This is a genomic window from Erythrobacter cryptus DSM 12079, assembly GCF_000422985.1.
GTDB classification, from domain to species: domain Bacteria; phylum Pseudomonadota; class Alphaproteobacteria; order Sphingomonadales; family Sphingomonadaceae; genus Erythrobacter; species Erythrobacter cryptus.
The window spans coordinates 18,102-43,174 of record NZ_AUHC01000014.1; the positions used below are offsets into that span (position 1 = coordinate 18,102).

The 25,073-nt window shown below is 69.7% G+C and carries 24 protein-coding genes; 12 read left to right on the plus strand and 12 right to left on the minus strand.

Annotated elements, in window-relative coordinates; translation table 11 throughout:
• Nucleotides 1-74: 74 nt before the first annotated feature.
• Nucleotides 75-971: an esterase/lipase family protein gene (locus G524_RS0110040; RefSeq protein WP_156894067.1), complete on the minus strand. Its 897-nt coding sequence runs from the start codon at nt 969-971 to the stop codon at nt 75-77.
• A 148-nt stretch (nt 972-1,119) separates the two neighbouring features.
• A complete protein-coding gene (locus G524_RS0110045) occupies nt 1,120-1,662 on the minus strand; it encodes a DUF3617 domain-containing protein (RefSeq protein ID WP_027443601.1) in 543 nt (180 codons plus the stop codon).
• Nucleotides 1,663-1,773: 111 nt separating this feature from the next.
• On the opposite strand from G524_RS0110045, the gene uvrB reads away from it, so the two are divergent.
• The 3 genes from uvrB (at nt 1,774) to G524_RS0110060 (ending at nt 5,076) form a co-directional block, all read left to right on the plus strand.
• A complete protein-coding gene (uvrB, locus tag G524_RS0110050; RefSeq protein ID WP_027443602.1) occupies nt 1,774-3,969 on the plus strand; it encodes an excinuclease ABC subunit UvrB in 2,196 nt (731 codons plus the stop codon).
• A 148-nt stretch (nt 3,970-4,117) separates the two neighbouring features.
• A complete protein-coding gene (locus tag G524_RS0110055; protein WP_027443603.1) occupies nt 4,118-4,342 on the plus strand; it encodes a type II toxin-antitoxin system HicB family antitoxin in 225 nt (74 codons plus the stop codon).
• Between the two features lie 74 nt (nt 4,343-4,416).
• Complete coding sequence (locus tag G524_RS0110060; protein WP_027443604.1) at nt 4,417-5,076, plus strand: hypothetical protein; 660 nt, start codon at nt 4,417-4,419, stop codon at nt 5,074-5,076.
• Here the strand turns inward: G524_RS0110060 and G524_RS15595 are convergent.
• Nucleotides 4,985-7,135 carry a protein-disulfide reductase DsbD family protein gene (locus G524_RS15595; RefSeq protein ID WP_084625143.1) on the minus strand — a complete coding sequence of 717 codons (2,151 nt, stop codon included), beginning with the start codon at nt 7,133-7,135 and terminating at the stop codon, nt 4,985-4,987. The genes G524_RS0110060 and G524_RS15595 overlap by 92 nt on opposite strands.
• Before the next feature lie 53 nt (nt 7,136-7,188).
• On the opposite strand from G524_RS15595, the gene G524_RS0110070 reads away from it, so the two are divergent.
• Nucleotides 7,189-8,415: an FAD-dependent monooxygenase gene (locus tag G524_RS0110070; protein ID WP_027443605.1), complete on the plus strand. Its 1,227-nt coding sequence runs from the start codon at nt 7,189-7,191 to the stop codon at nt 8,413-8,415.
• Nucleotides 8,416-8,422: 7 nt separating this feature from the next.
• Here the strand turns inward: G524_RS0110070 and G524_RS0110075 are convergent, their stop codons facing one another.
• Genes G524_RS0110075 through hemC form a run of 3 tightly spaced genes read right to left on the minus strand, consistent with a single transcriptional unit; the run spans nt 8,423 to nt 11,122 of the window.
• Nucleotides 8,423-9,385: an MICOS complex subunit MIC60 gene (locus G524_RS0110075; protein ID WP_245561347.1), complete on the minus strand. Its 963-nt coding sequence runs from the start codon at nt 9,383-9,385 to the stop codon at nt 8,423-8,425.
• Nucleotides 9,385-10,197 carry a uroporphyrinogen-III synthase gene (locus tag G524_RS15600; protein ID WP_245561348.1) on the minus strand — a complete coding sequence of 271 codons (813 nt, stop codon included), beginning with the start codon at nt 10,195-10,197 and terminating at the stop codon, nt 9,385-9,387. Before G524_RS15600 ends, G524_RS0110075 begins: the two co-directional genes overlap by 1 nt.
• Nucleotides 10,166-11,122: a hydroxymethylbilane synthase gene (hemC, locus tag G524_RS0110085; protein ID WP_084625139.1), complete on the minus strand. Its 957-nt coding sequence runs from the start codon at nt 11,120-11,122 to the stop codon at nt 10,166-10,168. Before hemC ends, G524_RS15600 begins: the two co-directional genes overlap by 32 nt.
• A gap of 44 nt (nt 11,123-11,166) precedes the next feature.
• Here hemC and tsaD point away from each other — a divergent pair, with 44 nt between their 5' ends.
• From tsaD to G524_RS0110120, 7 genes are all read left to right on the plus strand, one after another.
• A complete protein-coding gene (gene tsaD, locus G524_RS0110090) occupies nt 11,167-12,240 on the plus strand; it encodes a tRNA (adenosine(37)-N6)-threonylcarbamoyltransferase complex transferase subunit TsaD (RefSeq protein ID WP_027443608.1) in 1,074 nt (357 codons plus the stop codon).
• Nucleotides 12,237-13,256, plus strand: coding sequence for an NAD(P)H-dependent glycerol-3-phosphate dehydrogenase (locus G524_RS0110095; protein ID WP_027443609.1), 1,020 nt, complete (start codon nt 12,237-12,239; stop codon nt 13,254-13,256). Before tsaD ends, G524_RS0110095 begins: the two co-directional genes overlap by 4 nt.
• A gap of 83 nt (nt 13,257-13,339) precedes the next feature.
• Entirely contained in the window at nt 13,340-14,779 is a 1,440-nt protein-coding gene (locus tag G524_RS0110100) for a lipopolysaccharide biosynthesis protein (RefSeq protein ID WP_156894070.1), read from the plus strand.
• 111 nt (nt 14,780-14,890) lie between these two features.
• Entirely contained in the window at nt 14,891-15,445 is a 555-nt protein-coding gene (locus G524_RS16995; protein WP_027443611.1) for a hypothetical protein, read from the plus strand.
• Between the two features lie 64 nt (nt 15,446-15,509).
• The gene (locus G524_RS0110110; protein ID WP_027443612.1) at nt 15,510-15,866 is read left to right on the plus strand and encodes a response regulator; all 357 of its coding nucleotides are present in this window, start codon (nt 15,510-15,512) and stop codon (nt 15,864-15,866) included.
• Between the two features lie 154 nt (nt 15,867-16,020).
• Nucleotides 16,021-16,671, plus strand: coding sequence for a maleylacetoacetate isomerase (gene maiA / locus G524_RS0110115; protein WP_027443613.1), 651 nt, complete (start codon nt 16,021-16,023; stop codon nt 16,669-16,671).
• Nucleotides 16,668-17,678, plus strand: coding sequence for a fumarylacetoacetate hydrolase family protein (locus G524_RS0110120; RefSeq protein WP_027443614.1), 1,011 nt, complete (start codon nt 16,668-16,670; stop codon nt 17,676-17,678). The genes maiA and G524_RS0110120 overlap by 4 nt, the downstream gene beginning before the upstream one ends.
• Before the next feature lie 89 nt (nt 17,679-17,767).
• On the opposite strand, the gene ald is transcribed toward G524_RS0110120, so the two are convergent.
• On the minus strand, nt 17,768-18,856 hold the full coding sequence (gene ald / locus G524_RS0110125) for an alanine dehydrogenase (RefSeq protein ID WP_027443615.1): 1,089 nt from the start codon (nt 18,854-18,856) through the stop codon (nt 17,768-17,770).
• Nucleotides 18,857-18,961: 105 nt separating this feature from the next.
• Between ald and G524_RS0110130 the strand changes: the two genes are divergently transcribed.
• Nucleotides 18,962-20,413 (plus strand): NAD-dependent succinate-semialdehyde dehydrogenase, encoded by a 1,452-nt coding sequence (locus G524_RS0110130; RefSeq protein ID WP_027443616.1) that lies wholly within the window; start codon nt 18,962-18,964, stop codon nt 20,411-20,413.
• A 353-nt stretch (nt 20,414-20,766) separates the two neighbouring features.
• Here G524_RS0110130 and G524_RS0110135 read toward each other — a convergent pair whose 3' ends face one another.
• The 5 genes from G524_RS0110135 to G524_RS0110155 form a co-directional block, all read right to left on the minus strand.
• Nucleotides 20,767-21,933 carry an alpha-hydroxy-acid oxidizing protein gene (locus tag G524_RS0110135; RefSeq protein ID WP_027443617.1) on the minus strand — a complete coding sequence of 389 codons (1,167 nt, stop codon included), beginning with the start codon at nt 21,931-21,933 and terminating at the stop codon, nt 20,767-20,769.
• A gap of 83 nt (nt 21,934-22,016) precedes the next feature.
• The gene (locus G524_RS0110140; protein ID WP_027443618.1) at nt 22,017-22,385 is read right to left on the minus strand and encodes a thiol-disulfide oxidoreductase DCC family protein; all 369 of its coding nucleotides are present in this window, start codon (nt 22,383-22,385) and stop codon (nt 22,017-22,019) included.
• The gene (locus tag G524_RS16620; protein ID WP_084625142.1) at nt 22,382-22,516 is read right to left on the minus strand and encodes a DUF2474 domain-containing protein; all 135 of its coding nucleotides are present in this window, start codon (nt 22,514-22,516) and stop codon (nt 22,382-22,384) included. The genes G524_RS0110140 and G524_RS16620 overlap by 4 nt, the downstream gene beginning before the upstream one ends.
• Nucleotides 22,517-22,550: 34 nt before the next feature.
• Entirely contained in the window at nt 22,551-23,546 is a 996-nt protein-coding gene (gene cydB, locus G524_RS0110150) for a cytochrome d ubiquinol oxidase subunit II (protein WP_027443619.1), read from the minus strand.
• Entirely contained in the window at nt 23,546-25,000 is a 1,455-nt protein-coding gene (locus tag G524_RS0110155) for a cytochrome ubiquinol oxidase subunit I (RefSeq protein WP_027443620.1), read from the minus strand. The genes cydB and G524_RS0110155 overlap by 1 nt, the downstream gene beginning before the upstream one ends.
• Nucleotides 25,001-25,073: the final 73 nt, after the last annotated feature.

Sequence of the window (25,073 nt, forward strand, 5' to 3'; positions counted from 1 at the left end):
TGCAGCAATCTAACCGGGCTTTCGCAAAAGGAAAGCGCGCGTGTCGATGTGCGCAACAATCAGGCAGGGCGCCGTCAGCTGCCGGTGCGCTCAAGCTCCTCGAGCAGCGCGAAGACCACCTGCGGATCGTAGGTAAAGCCCATGTGGGTGCAGCGCAGCGCCAGCGCGCGGTCACGCTCGCCCGGGCGTCCGGCGGCGCAGCGCGGGGCGATCACCCCGTCATTGGGGCTCCACAGCGCCACGGTTTCCACCGGGGGCTTTTGCGCAAGGTCAGCCGGGATCGGCGGGGCATCGACCGAATGGCCGGTGATGAACTGGTAGGCACGCCAGACATTGTTGGCCCGGGGCGAGCCGGAAAAGGGCGATCCCATGGTGATCACCTTGGCCACCGCATAGCTGTGGCGCTTGGCCAGCTCGCGGGCATAGAGGCCGCCCAGGCTCCAGCCGAGCAGCACCACCTTGCGCCCGTGGCGGGCGTGGAGCGCGGCGAGGCGCGCCTCGAGCTGGGCGAAGCGATCGGGATCGGGCCCCCAGTTGCGCCCCTGGCCCCAGCGCTTGGTGATGTGCCCGGCGGCCTCGAGCTGGCGGGCAAGATAGCGCATCCGCCCCGGGCGGGTGGCAAAGCCGGGCAGGATCATCACCACCTGGGGATTGCTGCTTTTCGGGATTTCGAGCTGGCGGCGCGGGCGGCGGATCGGCTCGAGCAGCACTTCGGCCTCGCCCACGAGGCGCAGCAGCCGGGGCTTGCCGCTCTCGACCTCTTGCGGGCAGGCCTCGCGCGCCAGCGCAAGCCGGCGGGCGAGTTCGCTGCGGGCATAGGCCTCCTGCGCCCGCGCGCCGGCCGCAGCGGCAGCCGCGATCACCTGCCCGGGCAGGTGCCTGGGCAGGGACGCAGGCAAGCGCACCGGCAGTCGCTGGGACAGTCGCTCGGGCAGTCGCTCGGGCAGGGCTGAAGGTCGGTTGCGGGGCATGGCCCTTCCCAAGCCAGATTCGTGGTGAATGTTCAATGAATTGTCATCGACGTAAGAAAAGTGCCACAATTCGGGCTGCGGCTCCGCGCTGCTCATCCCCGGCGCGCCTGGCCAAGGCGCAGGGCAACAGGCCCGTTGCGCATCGGGATCAGCCTGCCGGGCAATCCCCGATGCGCCGGTGCTGGCCCGCCACGGTCATGGTGCCGCGCACGCCATCGCCGAAGGACATGCCGGTGCTGGCGGTGTAATCGGCGCCGGTGGCGCTGGCGGTGCCGCTCATGGTGGTGCGGGTGGTCGCCCCGTCGGCCTCGCACACCATCACCCCCTCGAAGGCGCCCGCCTCGAAGGCGAGCCGCTCGAAGCGGCAGGCCCCGTTCTGCCCGCGGGTGAGCAGCGCGGTGAGCCCCTTGTCGACCTCCGCCTGGGTGAGGCAGGTCTCGAGCGTGCGGGCGAGCCCGGCGCCGTGGCCTTCCATCTCGGGCGGCATTCCCGGAAATTCCAGCCCGGTCATGGTGATCGTGGTCTTGTAGAGCCCTGCCTGCGGCATCAGGCCGGGGCTGGGTGCGGCCGCGGCGGGGGGCGCCGCCGCGCCGGGGGCTGCGGCGGCCTTCTCGCCCGTGCGCGGCGCATCGCCGGAGCAAGCCGCAAGCGCGGCGGCAGCGGCGACAGGGGCAAGGCGGATCGGCTTCATCGCGGGTCTCCTCACCGGTGTTCTACCCCACAACGCGCCGCGCGCCAAAGCGTGCCACGAAAAGCCATGCGGCCCTTCACAAGCCCGGCCCGAGGCCGCATATCGCCCGGCATGGCCGAACTCGTGATCCGCCGCGGACTGGACGAGCCGGAAACCGGCGCGGACTTCATCCCCCACCGCCCGCCGCGCCCCGAAAAGGCGATGGGCGGCATCCCTTTCAAGCTGGTCTCGGACTATCAGCCCGCCGGCGACCAGCCCAGCGCGATCGCCGAGCTGGTGAGCGGGGTGAAGGCGGGCGAGAAGACCCAGGTGCTGCTCGGCGTCACCGGCTCGGGCAAGACCTTCACCATGGCCAAGGTGATCGAAACGCTCCAGCGCCCGGCGCTGGTGCTTGCGCCCAACAAGATTCTCGCCGCGCAATTATACGGTGAGTTCAAGAGCTTCTTTCCCGAAAACGCGGTCGAATATTTCGTCAGCTACTACGACTACTACCAGCCCGAGGCCTATGTGCCGCGCTCGGACACCTATATCGAGAAGGAAAGCTCGGTGAACGAGGCGATCGACCGGATGCGCCATGCCGCCACAAGGGCGCTGCTCGAACGCGACGACGTGATCATCGTCGCATCCGTCTCGTGCCTTTATGGCATCGGCTCGGTCGAGACCTATTCGGCGATGGTGTTCGACCTCAAGACCGGCGAAACCCAGGACCAGCGCGAGATCATCCGCAAGCTCGTCGCCCTGCAATACAAGCGCAATGATGCCGGCTTTGCCCGCGGCTGCTTTCGCCTGCGCGGCGACAATCTCGAGATCTTCCCCTCGCATTATGAGGACACGGCCTGGCGGGTGAGCTTCTTCGGCGACGAGATCGAGGAGATCGCCGAGTTCGACCCCCTCACCGGCACCAAGGGCGCGCGGCTCGACAAGGTGCGCATCTATGCCAATTCGCACTATGTCACCCCCGGGCCGACGATGCAGCAGGCGATGGCGGCGATCCGCTTCGAGCTCGCCGAGCGGCTCAAGGAGCTTGAGGCCGAGGGCAAGCTGCTCGAGCGCCAGCGCTTGGAACAGCGCACCCATTTCGACCTCGAAATGATCGCCGCGACCGGATCTTGCGCCGGGATCGAGAACTATTCGCGCTTCCTTACCGGGCGCCTGCCGGGCGAGCCGCCGCCCACGCTGTTTGAATATCTGCCCGAAAACGCGCTGCTGTTTGTCGATGAAAGCCACCAGACCATCCCCCAGATCGGGGCGATGGCGCGCGGCGACCACCGCCGCAAGCTGACGCTCGCCGAATATGGCTTTCGCCTGCCCAGCTGCATCGACAACCGCCCCTTGCGCTTCAACGAATGGGACGCGATGCGCCCGCAGACGGTGTGCGTTTCGGCCACGCCCGGCCCGTGGGAGCTGGAGCAGACCGGCGGGGTCTTTGCCGAACAGGTGATCCGCCCCACCGGCCTCATCGACCCGCCGGTCACCATCCGTCCGGTCGAGGACCAGGTGCAGGACTGCATCGCCGAATGCAAGGCCACCGCGGCCAAGGGCTATCGCACGCTGGTGACGACGCTGACCAAGCGCATGGCCGAGGATTTGACCGAGTTCATGCACGAGGCCGGCGTCAAGGTACGCTACATGCACTCGGACGTTGAAACCCTCGAGCGCATCGAGCTGATCCGCGATCTGCGCCTTGGGGTCTATGATGTGCTGGTCGGCATCAACCTGTTGCGCGAAGGCCTCGACATTCCCGAATGCGGCCTTGTCTGCATCCTCGATGCCGACAAGGAGGGCTTCCTGCGCTCGGAAACCTCGCTGATCCAGACGATCGGGCGCGCGGCGCGCAATGTCGATGGCCGGGTGATCCTCTATGCCGACACCATCACCGGCAGCATCGAGCGCGCGCTTGCCGAGACCGAGCGGCGCCGCGCCAAGCAGCAGGCCTATAATGAGGAGCACGGGATCACCCCGCAGACGATCAGGCGCGACATCCACGACATCGTCGCCCACACCGCTTCGCAAGACAGCGTGGTGGTGGATACGGGTGATGAGGAACGCAACAACCTCGTCGGGCACAACTTGCGCGCCTATATCGAGGAGCTTGAAAAGCGCATGCGCGAGGCGGCGGCCAACCTCGAATTCGAGGAAGCCGGGCGCCTGCGCGACGAGATCCGCCGGCTGGAAGCGAGCGAACTCGGCCTGCCCGAAGGCGAGCGCAAGGCTCCGCTCGTCGGCCGCAGCAACGAGGGCAAGCCGGGCACGCGCAAGACGCGGTTCGGCAAGACGCGCTACAAGCGGATGGGGGGTAAGCCGTAAACAAGATACCCTCATCGCACGTCTCTCAAATTGCGTACGTGCTATTGCTGAGAATTTCAGAAATCTGGATTCGATTGACGGATTCAATTATTCACCACGCGCGAGAGTTTCTTGAACTCGTCGAAAGCCACGGCCTATATATGAAGCCGTGAGCAAGCCGCATTATCACATCAATCTGTTCTGGTCGGCAGAGGACGATTGCTGGATCGCCGATGTTCCGGACCTCAAGCCGTGCTCGGCGCATGGTGACACCCCGGAGGCCGCGCTCGCCAATATTCAAGACGCGATCGCCTTGTGGCTGGAAACCGCGCGCGAACGCGGCCTGCCCGTGCCCGCACCGCTTTATCGCCCGGCGATCTTCGCCGCGGGCTGATGGGCACTTCTATCAACGGGAGCGCGAGGGCGCGCCCTTGAACGGTACGGCCTTCCCTGTCACTTGGCGGTCGCATGAGCTGTCCCCTGGCCGATACCGCGCGGCCGCACCCTTGCGATCACCTCCGCCGCGCACATGACCGCCCGGCCCTCATTGCGCGCCGCCTTGCCGCTGCCGCGGTGCTGGCGGCGCTCACGCTGCTGCCCGGCGCCTGCAAGCCGCCGCCCAGCGATGCCGCGGCGGTGCGCGTGCCGCTGGCCGGCAGCGCCGCCGGGCGCGCCCCTTCCGCCCCGCTCGCCTCGCCCGACACCACCGGGGCGCTGTGGGCCGAAACCGCCAATCGGCTGCGGCTGGTCTATGGCAGGCCGGGCGAGGCGGTGCTGCTGGCGCTCGAATGCCAAGGCCCGGCCAGCCCCGCCGCGCGGCTGGTGATCACCCGCATGGCCCCGGCCGATGCCGGCGCGGGCGCGCTGCTGGCGCTGGTGGGCAAGGAGGCGATCGCGCGCATCCCGGTTGATGCCACGCTGATCGGCGGGCGGCGGGTGTGGCAGGGGGCCGCCCCGGCGCTCGACAAGGGGTGGGATGCGCTCAAGGGCCTTGACGAGGCCAGCGCCACCGTCCCCGGCGCCGGCAAGGTGCAGCTCAATCCGAGCCCGCTGCCCTTTGCCCTGGTGGAGCAGTGCCGCGGGGCGCAGCCGTCGAAGTTGCAGCCGCAGCCTTCGCCCGGGCAATGAGGAGATCGGGAGTCAGCACCTGCGGCAATTGCGTGCCCGCCGCAGCGCCGGGCGCATACCACAGGTAGAGCGGCACCCCGGCGGCACCTTGCTGGGTGAGGAAGGCAGTGATCGCCGCATCGCGCCGCGTCCAATCGCCCACCATCACCACCACCCCGGCCTCGGCAAAGGCGGCGCGCACCTGCGCGCGCTCGATCGCCGCGGCCTCGTTGACCTTGCAGGTCACGCACCAATCGGCGGTGAAATAGAGGAACACGGGCCTACCCTCACCCCGCGCCCGCGCCAGCGCTTCGGGGCTGAAGGGCACCGTCTGGTGCAGGCTTTCGCGCGCCGCACCGCCGCCGCCCGGGGCATAGACCGAAGGCAGGCCGATCGCGGCAAAGACCACGAAGGGCGCGGCGATGAGGCCGAAGGCGGGCCAGGCGAGCTTGCCGCGGCGCTGCAGGCGTCCGGTCGCCATCAGGCCCAGCACCACGCCCAGCACCAGCACCAGCGCGATGAGACCGAAGGGCTTGCCCCCCAGCCTTGCCGTCAGCCACAGGAGTGCGAGGGCCGTCAGCCCCATCGGGATCGCCATGATCCGGCGGAAGCGCTCCATCCACGGTCCCGGGCGCGGCAGGCGCCGCCGCAAGGCGGGCACGAAGCCGATCAGCACGAAGGGCAGCGCCAGCCCCAGCCCGAGGCAGGCAAACAGCAACAGCGCTGCGGGCGCGGGCAGCAGCAGCGCTGCCCCCAGCGCCGCGGCCATGAAGGGGCCGGTGCAGGGGGTGGCGATGAAGGCGGCGAGCAGCCCGGTGGCAAAGGCCCCGGCCGCCCCCCCGGTTGGCTGGCCCGGGCGGTTGAGGCTGAGCGCGGGCAGATCGAACAGGCCGGCAAGGTTGGCGGTGATCACGCTGGCGAGCACCAGCAGCGCCACCACCACCCCCGGCTCCTGCAGCTGGAAGGCCCAGCCGACCTGCTGGCCCGCCGCGCGCAGCGCCAGCAGCAGCGCGCCCAGCCCGAGGCAGGCGAGCACCACCCCGGCGGTATAGGCCAACGCCTCGGCGCGCGCCTGGGCTTCGCTCTCCCCAGCGCGGGCGAGACTGAGCGCCTTCAAACTCAGGATCGGAAAGACACAGGGCATGATGTTGAGCAACATCCCGCCCAACAGTGCGCCGAGGATCAGGCTCCACCACGGCGGCATCGCGGCGCCTTCAGGCCCTGCCACCAATGTTCCCCCGCGCGGCACCGCGCCCGGCGCGGCGGCAAAGGCCACCCCGCCGCCATCGCCAAAGGCCAGGATACCCCGCACCTCGCCCGCCTTGCCGGTGCCATAGCGATCGAGCGGGATCTCGGCGATCAGCATGTCGCCCGCGCGGCGCAAGGTTTGCGCGGCGGCATGGGCAACGAGGCGCTCATTGGCGATGAACACGTGCGGATCGGGCAGCGCCACGCCGGCGGGGAGCGGGATGGCAAGCCGCAGCATCTCCCCGGCAAAGGCAAAACGCCCCGGGGCGTCGAGCATTGGCGCCACCTCGGAGCGCCAGCGCAGGAAATCCCCACCGGCCACGCTGCGCAGCCGGGCGGTTTGCGGCACGCAGATCTCGTCGGTGCAGGCAAGGTAATCGAGCGTGCCCGTCACCGCCCGCGCGCCCCAGCCGGCCGCGCTCGGCCCCGGCACCACCGGCACCAGCACGGTGTAGGGCCCTTCATAGACATGGTTCATCAGCCCGGCGATCAGCAGCCGCCGCGGCACCGGGTAGCGCGCCGCGCCCACCTTCCAATCGGGCGGCAGGTCGAGCTTCAGCACCATCCCCGCCCCGGCATCGCCGGGGTTTGACCAATAGCCGTGCCATTCCGGCCCCCGCGGCACGAAGCGCAGCGCCAGCAGCCATTCGCGCCCCGGCACCGGGGTGCCATCGGCATGGAGCGTGACCGCAATGTTCTGCACCGCGCCGGGCGCCGGGCCGCGGCTTTCCTCTTGCGCGGCGGCGGGCAGCGCCAGCGCCAGGCTTGCGGCAAGCGCAAGCAGCCATGCAGCAAATCCGCACCAGGCAATCGGGAAGTTTCTTGCGCGCACCACGCCTCGCCCTCTAGGCTTCACCAAAGGCTTTCGCAATCAGGGTGCTCAAGGTGACAACGCAGTCCGACGATTCGCGCGATCTCGTCATCCTCGGCGGCGGGCTGGTGGGGATGGCGCTGGCGCTGGCCGCGGCGAAGAAGGGCCTCACCAGCCATGTCATCGACCGGGCCGACCCGGCGGAACTCACCGCCGAGGGCTTTGATGACCGCGCCACCGCGATCTCCACCGCCAGCTGGCACCTGTTTGAAAATATCGGCCTTGCCGAGGGCCTTGCCCCCTTTGCCTGCGAGATCGCCGCGATCGCGGTGACCGATCAGAACAAGCCCGGGCGGATCGATTTCGTCCCCGGCGAGGGCGAAGGCACGCTGGGGCGGATGTTCCCCAACCGGCGGCTGCGCCTTGCCCTGTTCGAGGCCGCGGCAAACGAGCCGCTGATCCACTGGGTCGCCAAGGCCCACGTCACCGAGCGCCAGCGCAGCCAATATGGCGTTGCCGCGGTGCTCGCCGATGGGCGCAAGCTCAAGGGGCGGCTGATGGTGGCCGCCGAAGGGCGCCAGTCGCCCACGCGCGATGCCGCCGGGATCACCATCGCCAAGTGGGATTACCGCCACCGCGCGATCATCGCCGGGCTGACCCACGAGAAGCCCCATGGCAACATCGCCTGGGAGATCTTCTATCCCGCCGGCCCCTTCGCGCTGCTGCCGCTCAATGACGAACCGCAAGGCACCCACCGCTCCTCGCTGGTATGGACGGTGTCCGAGGCCGATGCGGCGGGCGTGATGAAGCTCGGCGAACGGGCCTTCCGCGCCGAGGTGGAAAAGCGCATGGGCGGGGTGCTGGGCAAGGTCTTGAGCGTGGGCGCGCGTTCGTCCTATCCGCTCGGCTTCCACCACACCGCCAGGATCACCGCCGAGCGGCTCGCGCTGGTGGGCGATGCCGCCCACGGCATTCACCCGATCGCCGGGCAAGGCCTCAACCTTGGCCTGCGCGATGTCGGCGCGCTCGTCCAAGTGCTGGCCGAGGGCGCGCGGCTGGGGCTCGATCCGGGCGATCCGGCGCTGCTCAAGCGCTACGAGAACTGGCGCGGGCTTGACAGCTTCATGGTCGCGCTCGCCACCGATGGCTTGACGCGGCTGTTCGGCGTGCCCGGGCGGGGGGCGAGCGCGGTGCGGCGGCTGGGGATGGCCGCGGTACAAAGAACGCCGCTGCTCAAGCGCTTCTTCATGGACGAGGCCCGCGGGGTAGCGGGCGATCTGCCCGAACTGCTCAAGGCCTGAGGCAGCCCTATTCGCTCACCACCAGCGGGCTTGACACTCTGACCGGATTGCCCGCCCCGTCGCGCAGGCCGCGCTGGTCGAGCACCGCGGCGGTATCGATCACCTCGAGCGCCTCCATCGCCTTCCGGTAGCGCTCGGCATCGGCGATCCAGCTTTCGGCCTTGGCCGCGCCGGGCATGGCCTTGACCTCGTCGATCGCGGCCTGATAGCGACCCTGCTCGAGCGCCCAGCGCGCCCGCTCGAGCCGCTTTTGCGGCTGCGGCGAGGGCGTGGTCTGGCGCCGCACCACGAAAAGCTGCGCCAGCTCGCGCTTGAAGGCCTGCCACGAAGGCCCGCCGCTGCTCTCGCGCAGTTCGGGGGCCAGCCCCTCGAGCCGCGCCACCAGCTGATCGAGGCGGATGGGATTGCGCGAAAAATCGATGATGGTCGCCACCGCATTGGGCCATTGGTCGCCAAAGCGCAGGCGCAATTGATCAGCCAGATAGCCAAGCTCGGCCCCGCGCTCGACCGCGCGGCGGGCGGCAAAGGCGATCAGCAGGCTCTCGGCGCGGGCGGCATTGCCGGCGGCGGCCTGGGCCTGAAGATCGAGCCGGGCGATGCGCTGCTCGGCCGCGGCCAGGCGCTGGTCAAGCCCGCCCTGCTGCTCGGCAACGCGCTCGGCGGTGGCCTCGGCCTTCTCGGCCTTGATCGCGGCGGCGGCAAGCGGCGTGGGCGCGCCGGTGAGCGCCGGGGCCGGGGCGCTGCCGGTCTCGACCACCGCCGGCACATCGCCGCGCGCTGGGCCGAGGCGGCCATGCGCGAAATTGTACCACACCACCCAGCCGACCAGCGCCCCGCCGATCACGAAGCTGAGCAGCGCGACAATGATGAGCAGGCGGCCACGCCCGCTGGTGGCGCCCACTCCCGCGCCCGGCGCGCGCGCCTCGCCAAACTGCCCCGCCTGCCCAGCCTGCCCGTTCTGCGGTGCCATCACGCTCCGTCTCTTGCGACCCTGCCCGCTCCGCGCCCGCAGGCGCTGGCCTCACCGCCGCCGCCGGCTGCGGCCGTTCGGTGGGAGCGGGGGCGAATGGAGCGCGGCTTGGCGCACAAGTCAAATGCCAATTGCAAAAGCGCCGCCTCCTCGGGCTGCGCAGCGGTGTGGAGAGCGCCCCAGCCCGCCCCCGCCGCCGCCGCGATCCGCGGTCCCAGCGCGGCAAGCGTGATCCCCGCGCGCGCCAGGCCGAGCCGGTCGCATTCCGCGGCAAAGTGCCGCGCGGTGGCAGCGGAATGGAGCAGCACCACCACGCCCCCTTCCCGCAGCACCCCGGCAGCAGGATCGAGCGGCAGCGCCACGCTGCGATAGGCGGTCACCTCGGTGAGGCTGACCCCTTGGGGCGGCACCAGCGCCACGCGCTCCTCCCCGGCGATGCGCAAGAGGCGCGCCGGCGGGGCAATCGCATCGAGCACGCGCTGAAGCCCGCCGCTTCCCACCGCCGCCACGGCAAAGCCCGCCGCCCGCGCGGCCTCTGCGGTGGCCTCGCCCACGGCATGGACCGGCTTGTCCTTGAGCCGCTCGAGCTGCGCGCCGCCGTGGCGCAAGGCATTGGCGCTGCCGATCAGGAGCGCATCGAGGCTCGCGGGATCGGGGCAGACCCAGCTTACCGGGCGAATCTCGGACAAGGCATGGCCGATCGCATCGAGGCCCAGCGCCCGCGCCCGCGCCAGCGTGGCCGCCAGCCCCGGCTCGCTGCGCAGCGCCAGCAGGCGCACCTCACCCGCCCCCACCGCGGAACTGCGCGGCAATCCCCGGGCTCGCGCGCTCCAGCAGCTCGGCGGCGAGCGCTTGCACCGGGCCATGATCGCCCGGGGCAAAGCGCGCTTCGCCCTCGACCCGCTCGGCCCCATCGGGGCTGAACAGCGCCGCGCGCAGCGCCAGCGTGCCCGCGCTTGCCGTGCACAGCACCGCCACCGGCGAATGGCACGTGCCGCCGAGCGCGGCGAGCAGCGCGCGCTCGGCCTCGAGCTCGGCGCGGGTCGGCGCATCGTCGATCGCGCAAAGGAGCGCGCGCGTGGCCGCATCCGCGGCCCGGCATTCGACCGCGATCACCCCCTGCGCGGCGGCCGGGAGCCATTCCTCGGGCGCAAGCGGGGTGCCCGCCTGCGCCTCGCCCAGCCGCGCAAGGCCGGCAGCGGCAAGGAAAGTGACCTCGGCCTCGCCCGCGGCGAGCTTGGCCAGGCGCGTGGCGACATTGCCGCGAAAGGTGACGATGCGGCAATCGGGCCGCAGGTTCAAAAGCTGCGCCGCGCGGCGCGGGGCGCTGGTGCCCACCCGCGCGCCCCGGGGAATCGCGGCGATGCTCCTCGCCCCCACCAGGCAATCGCGCCGGTCGGCCCGCGGCAGGAAGGCGGCAAAGGCAAAGGCCGCCGGGCGCAGGGTTTCCACATCCTTGGCCGAATGGACCGCGGCATCGATGCGCCCCTCGCCCAGCCAGTGATCAAGCTCCTTGGTCCACAGCGCCTTGCCGCCGATCTCGGCGAGCGGGCGATCGAGCACCTTGTCCCCACTTGCCAGCACCGGCACCAGCTCCACCTCCTCGGCGCGCCAGCCATGGGCGGCGCACAACCGGCGGCGGGTCTCCTCGGCCTGCGCCATCGCCAGCGGGGAATTGCGCGTGCCAAGCCGCAGGCGCGGCGGGGCAGCGGGCGAGGCGGCGCGGGGTTCAGTCATGGCGATGCTTGCCCTAGCGAGCGCAGCGACTAGATGGAAGCCGGATGGGATTGCCAAGCCACACCTTTGACCAGCGCCTGGTGCTGGGGATCGAATCGAGCTGCGATGAAACCGCGGTGGCGCTGGTGCGCGCGGATCGCACCATCCTCGCCCAGGCGATCGCCAGCCAGGAGGCCGAGCACGCCCCCTATGGCGGGGTGGTGCCCGAGATCGCCGCGCGCGCCCATGCCGAGCGCCTCGCGCCGATGCTGGCGCGGGTGATGGCCGAGGCCGGGGTGCGGCTCGATGAGGTCGATGCCATCGCCGCCACCGCCGGGCCGGGGCTGATCGGCGGGGTGATGGTGGGGCTGGTGAGCGCCAAGGCCCTCGCCATGGCGGCCGACAAGCCCTTGCTGGCGATCAACCACCTCGAAGGCCATGCCCTGTCCCCCAGGCTCGCCGATGCGGCGCTCGGCTTTCCCTATCTCTTGCTGCTGGTCTCGGGCGGGCATTGCCAGATCCTCAGCGTCGAGGGTGTGGGGCGCTATCGCCGGCTCGCCACCACCATCGATGATGCGCTGGGCGAGGCCTTCGACAAGACCGCCAAGCTCCTTGGCCTCGGCTATCCCGGCGGCCCGGCGGTCGAGCGGCTGGCGCGCGCGGGCGATCCGGCGGCGGTGCCCCTGCCCCGGCCGATGCTGGGCGCGCGCGAGCCGCATTTTTCCTTTGCCGGGCTCAAGAGCGCGGTGCTGCGCGCGGTCGAAAGCGGCGCCCATGCCCCGGCCGATATCGCCGCGAGCTTCCAGCAGGCGGCGATCGATTGCCTGCTCGATCGGCTCACCCACGCGCTCGGCGCCGCTGGGCCCTTCCCGGCGCTGGTGGTGGCGGGCGGGGTCGCCGCCAATCAGGCGGTGCGCGCCGCGCTCGAGCGCCTCGCCGCCGCGCAGGCGATGCGCTTCGTCGCCCCGCCGCTCAAGCTGTGCACCGATAACGCCGCGATGATCGCCTGGGCCGGGTGCGAGCGGCTGGCACTGGGCGGCGCGGCGGCGGCGGGCGATCCGCTGGACGTGCCGGCGCGGGCGCGCTGGCCGCTCGATCCTGCCGCCGAGGCGGTGCGCGGCGCCGGGGTCAAGGCATGAGCGCTTCGGCCCCACCCATCGGCGTGATCGGCGCGGGCGCCTGGGGCACGGCGCTGGCGCAGATGCTGGCCAGCGATGGCAGCGCCGTGCGGCTCTGGGCCTATGAGCCCGAGGTCGTTGCCGCGATCAATGCCGAGCGGCGCAACCCGCTCTATCTGCCCTCGGCCCGCCTTGCCCCGGCGATCCATGCCACCGGCGATCTTGCCGATCTTGCCCCCTGCCCGATCGTGCTGGTGGTCACGCCCGCGCAGGTGATGGGCCGGGTGCTTGCCGGCCTTGCCGCCGCGCCGCGCGATCTGGTGCTGTGCTCCAAGGGGATCGAGGCCGAAAGCGGCCGGCTGATGAACGAGGTCGCGCGCGCGGCCTGCCCGGCCAGCGCCATCGCCGTGCTATCCGGCCCGACCTTCGCCCACGAGGTCGCCGCCGGGCTTCCCACCGCGGTGACGCTCGCCTGTTCGGGCGGGCGCGCGCAGTGGGAGCGGCTCGCCCCGGCGATCGCCCGGGCGACCTTTCGCCCCTATTATTCCGACGATGTGATCGGCGCCGAGATCGGCGGGGCGGTGAAGAACGTGCTCGCCATCGCCTGCGGGGTGGTCGAGGGCCTGGGGCTGGGCCAGAACGCCCGCGCGGCGCTGATCGCCCGCGGCTATGCCGAGATGCTGCGCTTCGGCGCGGCGCTGGGGGCCGAGACCGAGACGCTCGCCGGCCTGTGCGGCCTCGGCGATCTGGTGCTCACCTGTTCCTCGCCTGCCAGCCGCAACTTCGCGCTCGGCAAGGCGCTGGGCGAAGGGCAGAGCGCCGCGGCGCTGATGGCCGACCGGCGCACCGTGGCCGAAGGGGCGCACACCGCCCCGGTGCTCGCAAGGCTGGCCGCCGCGCGCGGCATCGCCATGCCGATCACCGAGGCAGTGGGCGCCATCCTGGCCGGCGCTCAGCCGCGGGAGATCGTGGCCGAACTGCTCGCCCGCCCGCTGCGCGCCGAGCTTGAGAGCGACGCCGGAGACCTCGGCGCGTGAGCCACGCCCAGCCCGCCCACGAGGGTGCCGCCGAAGGTGCCGCCGATCTCGCTGCGCTCGCCCGCGGTGGGCGCACCAACACCATGGGCTTTGTCCTCAGGCTGGCAGCGCGCATTCCCTTCCTGGTGATCGCCACCCGGCTTTACGGCGCCGAGGCGCTGGGGCGCTTTGCCTCGGCGCTGGTGCTGATCGAGATCGTCGCGCTGGTCTGCTCGCTCGGCGAAAAGCGCGGGCTGGCCCAGCGGCTTTCCGAAGGCGCGGGCGACAACCGCGCCGCCGAGACCAACCTCGTCTATGACGGGATCGTGCTCGCGCTTGTCTGGTCGGCGCTGGCGGCGGGGCTGCTGCTGCTCTTTCCCGAACCGATGTTCCCCAACGGGATGAACAGCCCGCTCGATATCTGGCTGGTTGCCACCATCCCCGCCTTTGCCGTCACCGAGATCCTGCTCGCGGCCCAGGCCTATCGCTTCGACATCGCCACCACGGTGCGCACCCGGGCGGTGGTCGAGCCGTGGACGATCTCGATCGCGGCGGGCCTGTTCTTTTACCTGCCCGGCACGCGCGAGGCGGGCCTGGCGCTGGCCTTCATCACCTCGATCTATGCCGGGCTGTTGACCGCCGCCTGGCCCTTCCTTGCCGCCTATGGCCTGCCGCGCGGCTGGCGCCTGGCGCCGCGGGCGCTGCTGGCGATGAGCGCGCGGGCCCTGCCGATCATCGGCGCCGATGCGATCGAACGCGGCACCCGCCTGCTCGATATCTTCATCCTCGGCCTGTTCGCTCCGCCCCAGGCGGTTGGCATCTATTATGCCGCGCAGCAGATCGCCAGCTTGCCGCAGAAGCTCAAGACCAGCTTTGAACCCGTGCTCTCGCCGGTGATCACCCGCAACCTCAGGATCGGCAACCACGAGGCAATCGCCGCGCAGGTGCGCCAGGTGGGGTTCTGGATCATCGCGGTGCAGCTCGGCATTGCCCTGGCGCTGGGGGTGCCGGGCGAGGCGGTGATGGGCCTGTGGGGGCCGGATTATGTCGCCGGCACCGCGGCGCTGGTGCTGCTGCTCGCCGCCGAGGTGGCCGCCTCGCTCGCGGTGGTCTCGGAAAGCGTGCTCGTCTATATCGCGAGGAAGCGCAACCTGTTGATCTCGCTGTTCATCATCGCGCTCCAGGCGGGGCTGACGGTGGCGCTGATCGAGGCCGCCGGGCGCTTGGGGTTGGGCAAGGGCTATGAGGCCGCCGCCGCCGCCGGGGCGCTGATGATCGCGCTGGCGACATCGAGCCTCGTCAAGGCGCTGCTGCTGTCGCGCCTGCTCGGCGCGCCGGTGAACAACTGGCGCTGGGCGCTGATCCACGCCGCCGCCGCCGCGGTGGTGGTGGGCTTTGTCTTCACCTTGCTGCCCGAATGGATCGAGTTGCTGCTCGGCATCCCCGCGGTGCTGGCGACCTATGGCTGGGTGATCTGGCAGCGCGGCTTTGACGAAAGCGACAAGGTGCTGTTCCGCAAGCAGGTGGTGCCCGACCGGGCCTAGCCGGAGCGCGCGCCGGGCGCATGGCGTTTGGGCTGCACCGGGGCTTGGGTTTTGCGGCCTTGGCCTGCTAGAGCGGCGGCAAACCATCGCTTTCAAGGGAGCCTGACACCAATGCCTGCCGACCTTTCCGCCATGCTGCCGCTCGTGCTTGCCGCGCTCCTGGTGCTGGGGCTGGCGGCATGGCTGCTGCTGCGCCGCAGCCGCAAGGCCCGGGTGATCGCCGATGAGGCCGCCGCCCCGCTGGCGCGCGACGTGCTTGCCGAAGGCGCCGCCCCGGCGCCGCGCAACCAGGCGCTGATCGATGCGCCCCCGGCAGCGGCGAAGGAGGCCGCCGCGCCGACCGCCGTACCCGCGCCGACCCCTGCCCCCGCACCCGCACCCGCACCCGCACCCGCACCCGCACCCGCGCCCGCGCCCGCGCCAAGCGGGGATGACCTCACCCGGATCAAGGGCATCGGCCCCAAGCTGGTGACCTTGCTGGGCGAACTCGGCGTGACCTCCTATGCCCAGATCGCCGCCTGGAGCGAAGCGGATGTCGCGCGCATTGACGCGCAGCTTGGCCGCTTCAAGGGCCGCATCACCCGCGACCAGTGGATCGAACAGGCGCGCCTGCTGGCCGCGGGCGACGAAGCCGCCTTCGCCGCGCGCTTCGGCAACAACGGATGAGATTTCCACGCGCCTGACGTCCAATCCGTGTTACACTGGAGTCGCGGGTTTGGGGAGAAGGCCGATGGGCATTCGGATACTGGTGGCCGAGGACGAATTCGTCACCGCCTTCGATCTGTGCGCCACTTTCGAGGAAGCGGGCTACGAGGTGGAAGGCCCGCATGCGGGCATTTCCTCGGCGCTGCACGCCTGCGCGCGCGCGAGGCCCGATGTCGCGCTGCTCGATATCGAGCTGGCGGACGGGCTGACCTATGATCTCGCCCAGCGCCTCATCGATGCCGATGTGCCGGTGATCCTGCATTCAGAGCCGGATGAGGCGCGCGAACTGGCCGCGCGCTTCCCCCGCGCGGTGACGCTGGTCAAGCCCTGCCCGCCCACGGCGCTGCTCGGCGCGGTCAGCCGGGTGCTGGCCCCGGCCTGAAGCTGCGTCCGCAAGGCCGCCTGGGGGATAGGCGCAAGGGCACGGCTTGCCCGCGGCGATCACGCGGCTATGGGTGGCGGGGCGCGCTGCGGCAGGGATCGGCCGGCACCGGCGAGGACCAGCACGGCGCGGCGAGGTTCGGGAGGCCCACACCATCAGACTTCACGGCTATTTCCGCAGCTCCACCACCTATCGGCTGAGGATCGCGCTGGGCCTCAAGGGGCTGGATTACGACTATATCCCGGTCGATCTCGTCGCCGGGGCCAACCACGCGCCGGCCTTCCGCGCGCGCAACCCCTTCGGCTCGGTGCCGCTGCTCGAGGCCGATGGGCGCGATCGGGCGCAGTCGATGGCGCTCATTGAATGGCTCGAGGAGGCCTATCCCCAGCCCCCGCTGCTGCCGCGCGACATCGAGGCGCGCTACACCGTGCGCGAACTGGCCTATGCCATCGCCACCGAGATCCACGCGGTCAACAACCTGCCGGTGCTCAAATATTTAAGGCACCCGCTCGGCCATTCGCAGGAGGAGATCGACACCTGGTATCGCCACTGGCTCAAGCGCACGCTCGATCCCGTGGAGGCGCGCCTTGCCCAGCTTGGCGCGGGTGATTTTCTCCACGGCGATGCCCCGGGGCTGTTCGAGGTGGTGCTGGTGCCCCAGCTCTACAACGCCCGGCGCTTTGCCTATGACCTTTCGGCCAGCCCGCATCTCACCCGGATCGAGGCGGCCTGCCTGGCGCTCCCCGCCTTTGAGCGCGCCCACCCCGACAATCAGATCGATTCTCCAGAAAGATCAAAGACATGAAGCTTGCCAGCCTCAACAACGGAAGCCGCGACGGGATGCTGGTGGTGGTATCCAAGGATCTCACCCGCTGCTGCCCCGCCGGGGCCATCGCCCCGACCTTGCAGGCCGCGCTCGATGATTGGGCGCGCATCGCCCCCGAGCTTGAAGTGCTCGCCCGCGATGTCGAGCACGAGGCGGTGCCCTGCCAGCGCTTTCACGAGCGCGAGGCGCTCTCGCCGCTGCCGCGCGCCTATCAATGGGCCGATGGCAGCGCTTACATCAACCATGTCGAACTGGTGCGCGCCGCGCGCGGTGCCAAGGTGCCCGAAAGTTTCTACCACGATCCGCTGATGTATCAGGGTGGCTCTGACAGTTTTCTGCCGCCGCGCGGGGCCATTCCGCTCGCCGATCCGGCCTGGGGCTGCGACCTCGAGGGCGAGATCGCGGCGATCACCGATGACGTGCCGATGGGGGTCACACCCGCAGAGGCCGCGGGGTACATCAAGCTCCTCATGCTGGTCAATGACGTGTCCTTGCGCGGCCTCATCCCGGCGGAACTCGAAAAGGGCTTCGGCTTCTTCCAGTCCAAGCCCGCCAGCGCCTTCTCCCCCGTGGCGGTGACGCCCGATGAGCTGGGCGAGGCCTGGCGCGACAGCCTCATCCACCTGCCGCTGATGGTGGATGTGAATGGCCAGCCCTTCGGCCGCGCCAATGCCGGGGTGGACGCGACCTTCAACCTGGCGCAACTGATCGCCCATGCTGCCAAGACCCGCGCGCTTGGCGCCGGATCGATCATCGGCACCGGCACGATCTCGAACAAGGGCGCCGATGGCGGCCCGGGCCTGCCCGTGGCCGAGGGCGGGGCGGGCTATTCGTGCATCGCCGAGATCAGGATGATCGAAACCATCCGCGAGGGCGCGCCCAAGACCCCGTTCCTCATGCCCGGCGACGTGGTGCGCATCGAGATGCGCGATCAGGCCAACCGCTCGATCTTCGGCGCGATCGAACAGCAGGTGGTGGCGGTCTAGCGGCGGCCTTGGCCCAGCCTCAGCCGCTCCGCGCCCGCACTGGCGGGATGCCAATGTTTCACGTGAAACATTTCAGGAACGCGCGCGCCTCAGGAATCAAAGCCGAGGCTTTCGGCCACCGCGGGATTGACGATCCGCCCCTTGTGCACGTTCAGCCCCGGGGCAAGGTGCGGGTCTTCCTCGCAGGCCTTGATCCCCTTGGCCGCAAGCGCCAGGCCAAAGGGCAAGGTGGCGTTGTTGAGCGCATAGGAACTCGTCAGCGGCACCGCGCCGGGCATGTTGGCGACGCAGTAGTGGATGATGCCATCAACCTCATAGGTGGGGTTCTCGTGCGTGGTCGGGCGCGAGGTTTCAAAGCAGCCGCCCTGATCGATCGCGACATCGACCAGCACCGCGCGGCGCTTCATGCTTGCCAGCATCGCGCGGGTGACAAGGTGCGGCGCGCTCGCCCCCGGGATCAGCACCGCGCCGATCACCACATCGGCCTGGGCGACCGCCTGCTCGATCGTGCCAGCGGTGGAAAAGCGGGTGATGGCGCGGCCCTGGAACATCTCGTCGAGCTGGCGCAGACGCGGGAGCGAACGGTCGAAGATCTCGACGCTGGCGCCCAGCCCCACCGCCATGCGCGCGGCCTGGGTGCCCACCACCCCGCCGCCGAGGATCACCACCCGGGCTGGCAGCACCCCGGGCACCCCGCCCATCAGCGTGCCGCGCCCGCCATTGCTGGCGCGCAGTGCCTGGGCGCCGGCCTCGATCGCGAGCCGCCCGGCCACCTCGCTCATCGGCGCGAGCAGCGGCAGGCCGCCGCCCGGCGCGGTCACGGTTTCATAGGCCACCGCCGAGACGCCCGAGGCCATCAGCCCGCGCGCCTGATCGGGATCGGGGGCCAGGTGGAGATAGGCAAAGAGGATCTGCCCTTCCCTGAGGCGCACCCATTCGCTCGGCTGCGGCTCCTTGACCTTGACGATCATCTCGGCCCGGGCGAAGATCTCCTCGGCGCTGTCGACCACCTCGGCCCCGGCGCGGCGATAGACCTCATCATCCTTGTCGATGCCCAGCCCCGCCCCGGTCTCGACAATCACCTTGTGCCCGGCCGCGACATATTCGCGCACCGCCTCGGGCGTCAGGCCCACGCGGAACTCGCTCGGCTTGATTTCCCTGGGTACGCCCACCAGCATGATTCTCTCCTCGCGCTGCCGCGACAATCAGGCTAAAGAGAGCGCAACAAAATTACAAGATCGCGCAAGGTCGATCCTGTCCCACTTTCGCAACGGAGCTTCTCGATGACCGCCTATCCCGCGCTTGCCCTGCATATCAACGGCGCCTGGATCGCCCATGGCGAGGCGGGCACGATGCCGGTGGTCAATCCCGCCACGGCCGAGGTGATCGGCCATTGCCCCAAGGCCTCCCCCGCCCAGCTCGACGCCGCGCTCAAGGCCGCCGAGGAGGCCTTTGCCGGCTGGAGCCGCACTCCGGGGGCCGAGCGCCACGCGATCCTGCGCCGCGCCGCCGACCTGATGCGCGCCCGCGCCGAGGAGATCGCGCGGATCGTCACCGCCGAGATGGGCAAGCCCCACGCGCAGGCAGTGGGGGAGATCACCTCGGCCGCGGACGTGGTCGATTTCCTTGGCGAAGAGGCCAAGCGCCGCGGCGGGCGGCTGGTGCCGCATCGCGGCGGGGCGCTGATCGCGCAGATGGTGACCCATGTGCCGGTGGGGCCGAGCGTGCTGCTCACCCCGTGGAACTTCCCGGTCAATCTGCCGGCCAAGAAGATCGCCGGGGCGCTGGCGGCGGGCTGCACCGCGATCCTCAAGCCCGCCGAGAACACCCCGGCAAGCGCGCAGCTTCTGGTGGAATGCTTCATCGAGGCCGGGCTGCCTGCCGGGGTGCTCAACCTCGTCTATGGCGATCCCGGCCCGGTGGCCGAGCACCTGATCGCCGCTCCCGCCACGCGCAAGGTCAGCTTCACCGGCTCGACCGCGGTGGGCAAGCACTTGGGCGCGCTCGCCGCCAGCCACATGAAGCGCTTCACCCCCGAGCTGGGCGGCCATGCCCCGGTGATCGTCAGCAAGAACGCCGATTTCGAACGCGCGGTGGCGATGTGCGCCGCGGTCAAGTTCCGCAATGCCGGGCAGGTGTGTGTTTCGCCCACCCGCTTCCTGGTGGACCGCACGATCTATGACCGCTTCGTCGCCGAATTCGCCGCCCGGGCAGGCAGGCTCAAGGTCGGCGATCCGGGGGCGGATGCAAGCGTGGAGATGGGCCCGCTCGCCCATCAGCGGCGCCTCGCGGCGATGGAGCAGATCGTCGCCGATGTCGGCGGCAACCGCGGCGAGGTGGTGACCGGCGGGGCGGCGCTGCCGGGCCGCGGCTTCTTCTTCGCCCCCACGGTGATCGCCAACCCTGCGCCCGACAGCCGCTTCATGACCGAGGAGCCGTTCGGCCCGATCGCCGGGATCGTGCCCTATGACGATATTGCCGATGCGGTCGCGATCGCCAATTCGCTGCGCTATGGCCTTGCCGCCTATGCCTTTTCCGCCAATCTTGATGAGGCCCACGCGCTCGGCGCGGCGCTGCGGGCAGGCATGGTGGCGATCAACCAGCTGATCGTCGCCTCGCCCGAAACGCCCTTTGGCGGGGTGGGCGATTCGGGCTTCGGCTCGGAAGGGGGCGAGGAAGGCTATCTTGCCTTTACCGACACCAAGCTCATCACCCTGGCGCGCGCCGGGGGCTGATCGCAGCGCGCGCCGGCCAGCGGGCTGGCGGCGCGGGTCAGGCCATCAGGCGAGCAAGGCGGGAGATGAGGCCGGAGCGGGATTGCATCGGGCGGATCCGCCCGTATCGTGCGCGCCGCGAGGCTTCATCGTGGAGGCAAACCGTTCGCTGCATCGGATCTGGCCGGTTCGACCAGATAGTTGGTCTTTCCATGTGTAGCGTCCCCGAGTCGCGTTTCTTATATTGCGTAAGCTAACATCAAACCTGTGGATAAACGAGTCTCCTGCGCACCGGCGGAGGTGCTTTCTTGCGCCTTGCTCATGATCTCCCAACGCAGCGAGCCGGGATGGTTCCGCAAGCGGACAGGCCTTGTCTAACGATCGGTGCGGCGTGCCCCGGCGGCGCGCACATCGGCGAGGGTGGGATAGCCGTTGACCGCCATCAGCAGGTCCGCCTCGGCGAGGATCGCGCGCAGCACGAAGGCCGCCCCTTCGGCGCCGCCCAGCGCCAGCCCATAGGTATAGGGCCGGCCCACCCCCACCGCGCGCGCACCCAGCGCCAGCGCCTTGACGGCATCGCTGCCTGATCGGACTCCGCTGTCAAACAGCACCGGCACATCGCCCGCGGCGCGCACCACGTCCTCGAGCAGGTCGATGGTGGCGATCCCGCCATTGGCCTGCCGCCCGCCGTGGTTCGAGCAATAGATCGCATCGGCCCCGTGATCGACCGCGCGGGCCGCATCCTCGGGGTGGCAAATGCCTTTGAGGACGATCGGCAGCCTGGTCACCGACTTGAACCAGGCCATGTCCTTCCACGTGAGCACCTGGCCGAAGGTCGCCGCCCAGGTGAAGATCGCCGCCGCCGGGTCTTCCTCGGGCGGCCGTGCCAGCAGCGAACGGAACACCGGATCGGTGAAGTAATTTTGCAGCACCTTGCCCCGCAATTGCGGGAAATTGGAAGCGTTGAGATCGCGCGGGCGCCAGCCGGTCACCCAGGTGTCGAGCGTGATCACCAGCGCGCTGTAGCCGGCGGCCTCGGCCCTGCGGATCAGGCTTTCGGCCAGCTCGCGGTTGCGCGGGGTGTAGAGCTGGAACCAGGCGGGCGTTGTGCCACAGGCCTTCTTCACCTCCTCGAGCGGATCGTTGGCGAGCGTCGAAGCGCAGAAGGGCACCCCGGTCATGGCCGAGGCGCGCGCGGCGGCAAGGTCGCCGTGGCGGTCCTGCGTCGCCTCGCCATTGAGCCCGATCGGGGCCATGAACAGCGGGGTGGGATATTTGTGGCCGAACAGCTCGATGGAAAGATCGCGCACCGAGCAATCCACCATCATCCGCGGCACCATGCCCCAATGGTGGAAGGCGGCGGCGTTCTGGTTCTGGGTGTGCTCATCACCGCAGCCCCCGGCGATGTAATTGGTGAGGCTCGGCCCCAGGGCTTCGTGGGCGCGCCTCTCAAGCGTGGCAAAATCGACCGGAAAGGGCGGCAGGATGCCCTTGAGCCCGGCGTTGTAGATCTCGTTCTGCATCGCGCCGAAATAGGTCATGGCGGCTCGCTCTCCCGTCTGCTGTTGGGCGGGAAGATCAGCCCATGGCGCGCGGCAGGGCAAGGGGTTTGTGGGGGCTTTCTTCAGGCGAGCAGGCGCTGGAGGCGCGGGCGCAGGCGCAAAAAGCCGCGATAGGCTGCTTCCAGCAGGGCGAGCAGCGGGCGCCAGCGCGCCGCAAGGCCGAGCGGGCGCAGCAGCGGGATCGCCCGCCACATCGCGGCAAAGGCCGCCGCGCCCGATAGCACCACCCCATCCTCCTCGGCGTGGAAGCGGGCGAGCAGCGCGCTGCGCGCGAGCGGACAGGCCGGATCGGCACCCGCGGCGACATCGATGAAGGCGATGCGCCCGCGCCTATCAAGCCGGCGCATCAGCGCGATCTCGCGCGCGCACAGCGGGCAGGCGCCATCATACCAGACCTTGAGGCGCGGATGCGCGGGCGCGGGCGCGCTCACGGGGCGATCCACAGGCGGATGATAAAGGCGACAAGCCCCAGCACCGCAACACTCGCCGCCCAGATCGCCGCCATCCATGCGAGGCGCTGCCACAGCGGCGCCTCGGGCGGCTGGTCAGGCGGCTTCAGCATGGCCTTGGCCTCGGCGTGCAGCGGGCGGGGCGCATCAGTGATAGCCCTCGTCCGCCACCTTGCCGCGGAACACCCAATAGGCCCAGGCGGTGTAACCGATGATGAGCGGCATGGTCAGCGCCACGCCCACCAGCATGAAGGCCTGGCTGCGCGGCGGCGCGGCGGCATCCCAGATGGTCAGCGCCTCGGGCACGGCATAGGGCCAGATCGTCACCCCCAGCCCGCTCATGCCGAGGAAGAACAACGCAATGCCGAGCCAGAAGGGCTTGGAATTGCGCTCGGTGCGGATCGCGTGGAGCAGCGAGAGCGCGGTGATCGCGGTGAGGATCGGCACCGGCGCCACCCAGTAGATCTCGGGCGCGGAGAGCCAGCGGGCAGCATATTCGGGATTGAGGGTGATGTTGTAGAGGCTCACCGCCCCCATCAGCACGATCGTCGCCGCGCCCCAGCCGATGGCAAGCCGCCGGGCATGGGCCTGCTCGGCCCCATCGAGCTTCCAGATCAGCCAGGTGCTCCCCAGCAGCGCATAGCCTGCCACGGTGCCAAGGCCGGTGAGCAGGGTATAGGGGGTGAGCCAGTCCCACCAGCTACCGGCATAGGCGCGGCCCTCAACCTCGATCCCCTGGAGGAGCGCGCCGAGCGTCATCCCCTGGGCAAGGGCGGCGATCAGGCTGCCGCCGGTGAAGGCCAGGTCCCAGAACTTCTGGTGGCCGGGATCGCGCCAGCGATATTCGAACGCCACCCCACGGAACACAAGGCCGAGCAGCATGGCGATGATGAGCGGATAGGTGGCCGGCAGGATCACCGCATAGGCCAGCGGAAAGGCGGCGAACAAGCCCCCGCCCCCCAGCACCAGCCAGGTCTCGTTGCCGTCCCACACCGGGGCGATGGCGTTCATCGCCCGGTCGCGCTGCCGCCCGGGGGCAAAGGTGGGAAAGAGGATGCCGATGCCAAGGTCAAAGCCGTCCATCACCACATAGGCGAACACCGCAAAGGCGATGATGAAGGCCCAGATGACGGTGAGATCCATCACGCCGGCTCCCTTTCGCCCGGTGCCTCGGTCGGCAGGGTCTCGCTGCCCAGCGGGTTCTGCGTCGGCCCCGGGGTGATCCCGGCGGTGCGGATCGGACCGACATCGCCGCGCTTGACCCCGTATTCGCCCACCTTGGGCGCCTTGGCCATGAGCTTGAGGATATAGACCACCCCGATGCCGAAGACCGCGAAATAGACGAGGATGAAGGCGAGCAGCGAGGCGGCCACCGCGGGCGCATCGAGCGGGCTGGCCGCGTCAGCCGTGCGCAGCACCCCATAGATCACATAGGGCTGGCGGCCCACCTCGGTGGTGATCCACCCGGCCAGCACCGCGGCAAAGCCCGAAGGGCCCATCAGCAGAGCGGCGCGGTGAAGCCAGGGGCTGTCATAGAGCCGCCCGCGCCAGCGCGCCCACAGGCTCCACAGGCCAAGGCCGAGCATGGCAAAGCCGAGGCCTACCATGATGCGAAAGGCCCAGAACACCATGCCCACCGGCGGCTCCTCGTCATCGGGGATGGTGTCGAGCCCGGCGAGCGGGGCATCGGGATCGTGCTTGAGGATCAACGAGGAGGCCTTGGGGATCTCGACGGCATAGCGCACCGTCCTTGCCTCGCTGTCGGGAATGCCGAAAAGGATCAGCGGCGCGCCTTCGGGGTGGCTTTGATAGTGCCCCTCCATCGCCATCACCTTGGCGGGCTGATGCTCGAGCGTGTTCAGTCCGTGCATGTCCCCGGCAAAGATCTGCGCCGGGGTGACGATCGCGGCCATCCACATGGCCATCGAGAACATCTTGCGCGCGTGCGGATTGGCACGGTTCTTCAGCAGGTGCCAGGCGCCCACCGCCCCGACCACAAAGGCGGTGGTGAGATAGGCGGCCATCACCGTGTGGACGAGGCGATAGGGAAAGCTGGGATTGAAGATGATCTCGATCCAGCTCTCGCCGGGCAGGAACTGGCCGTTTTCGCCCAGCACATAGCCGGTCGGGGTCTGCATCCAGGAATTGACCGAAAGGATCCAGAAGGCCGAAACGAAGGTGCCCAGCGCCACCATCAGCGTGGCGGCGAAGTGCAGCTTCCTGCCCACCTTCTCCATCCCGAACAGCATCACGCCAAGGAAACCCGCCTCGAGGAAGAAGGCGGTGAGCACCTCATAGGCCATCAGCGGGCCGATAACCGGGCCGGCCTTGTCGGAAAACACCGCCCAGTTGGTGCCGAACTGGTAGGACATGACGATGCCCGAGACCACCCCCATGGCAAAGGCGATGGCAAAAATCTTGAGCCAGTATTTGAACAGGTCGAGATAGACCGCCTTGCCGGTCTTGAGCCACAGCCCTTCGAGCACGGCCAAGTAGCTCGCCAGCCCGATTGAAAAGGCCGGGAAGAAGAAGTGAAAGCTCACCGTGAAGGCGAACTGGATCCGGGCGAGCAGCAGTGCATCGAGGTTATCAGGCATGACTTCCAGCTAATCCCTTGGCCATGGCAATCAATTGCAACGGCTGCACCTCTTATACGGTTCGCCGCCGAAA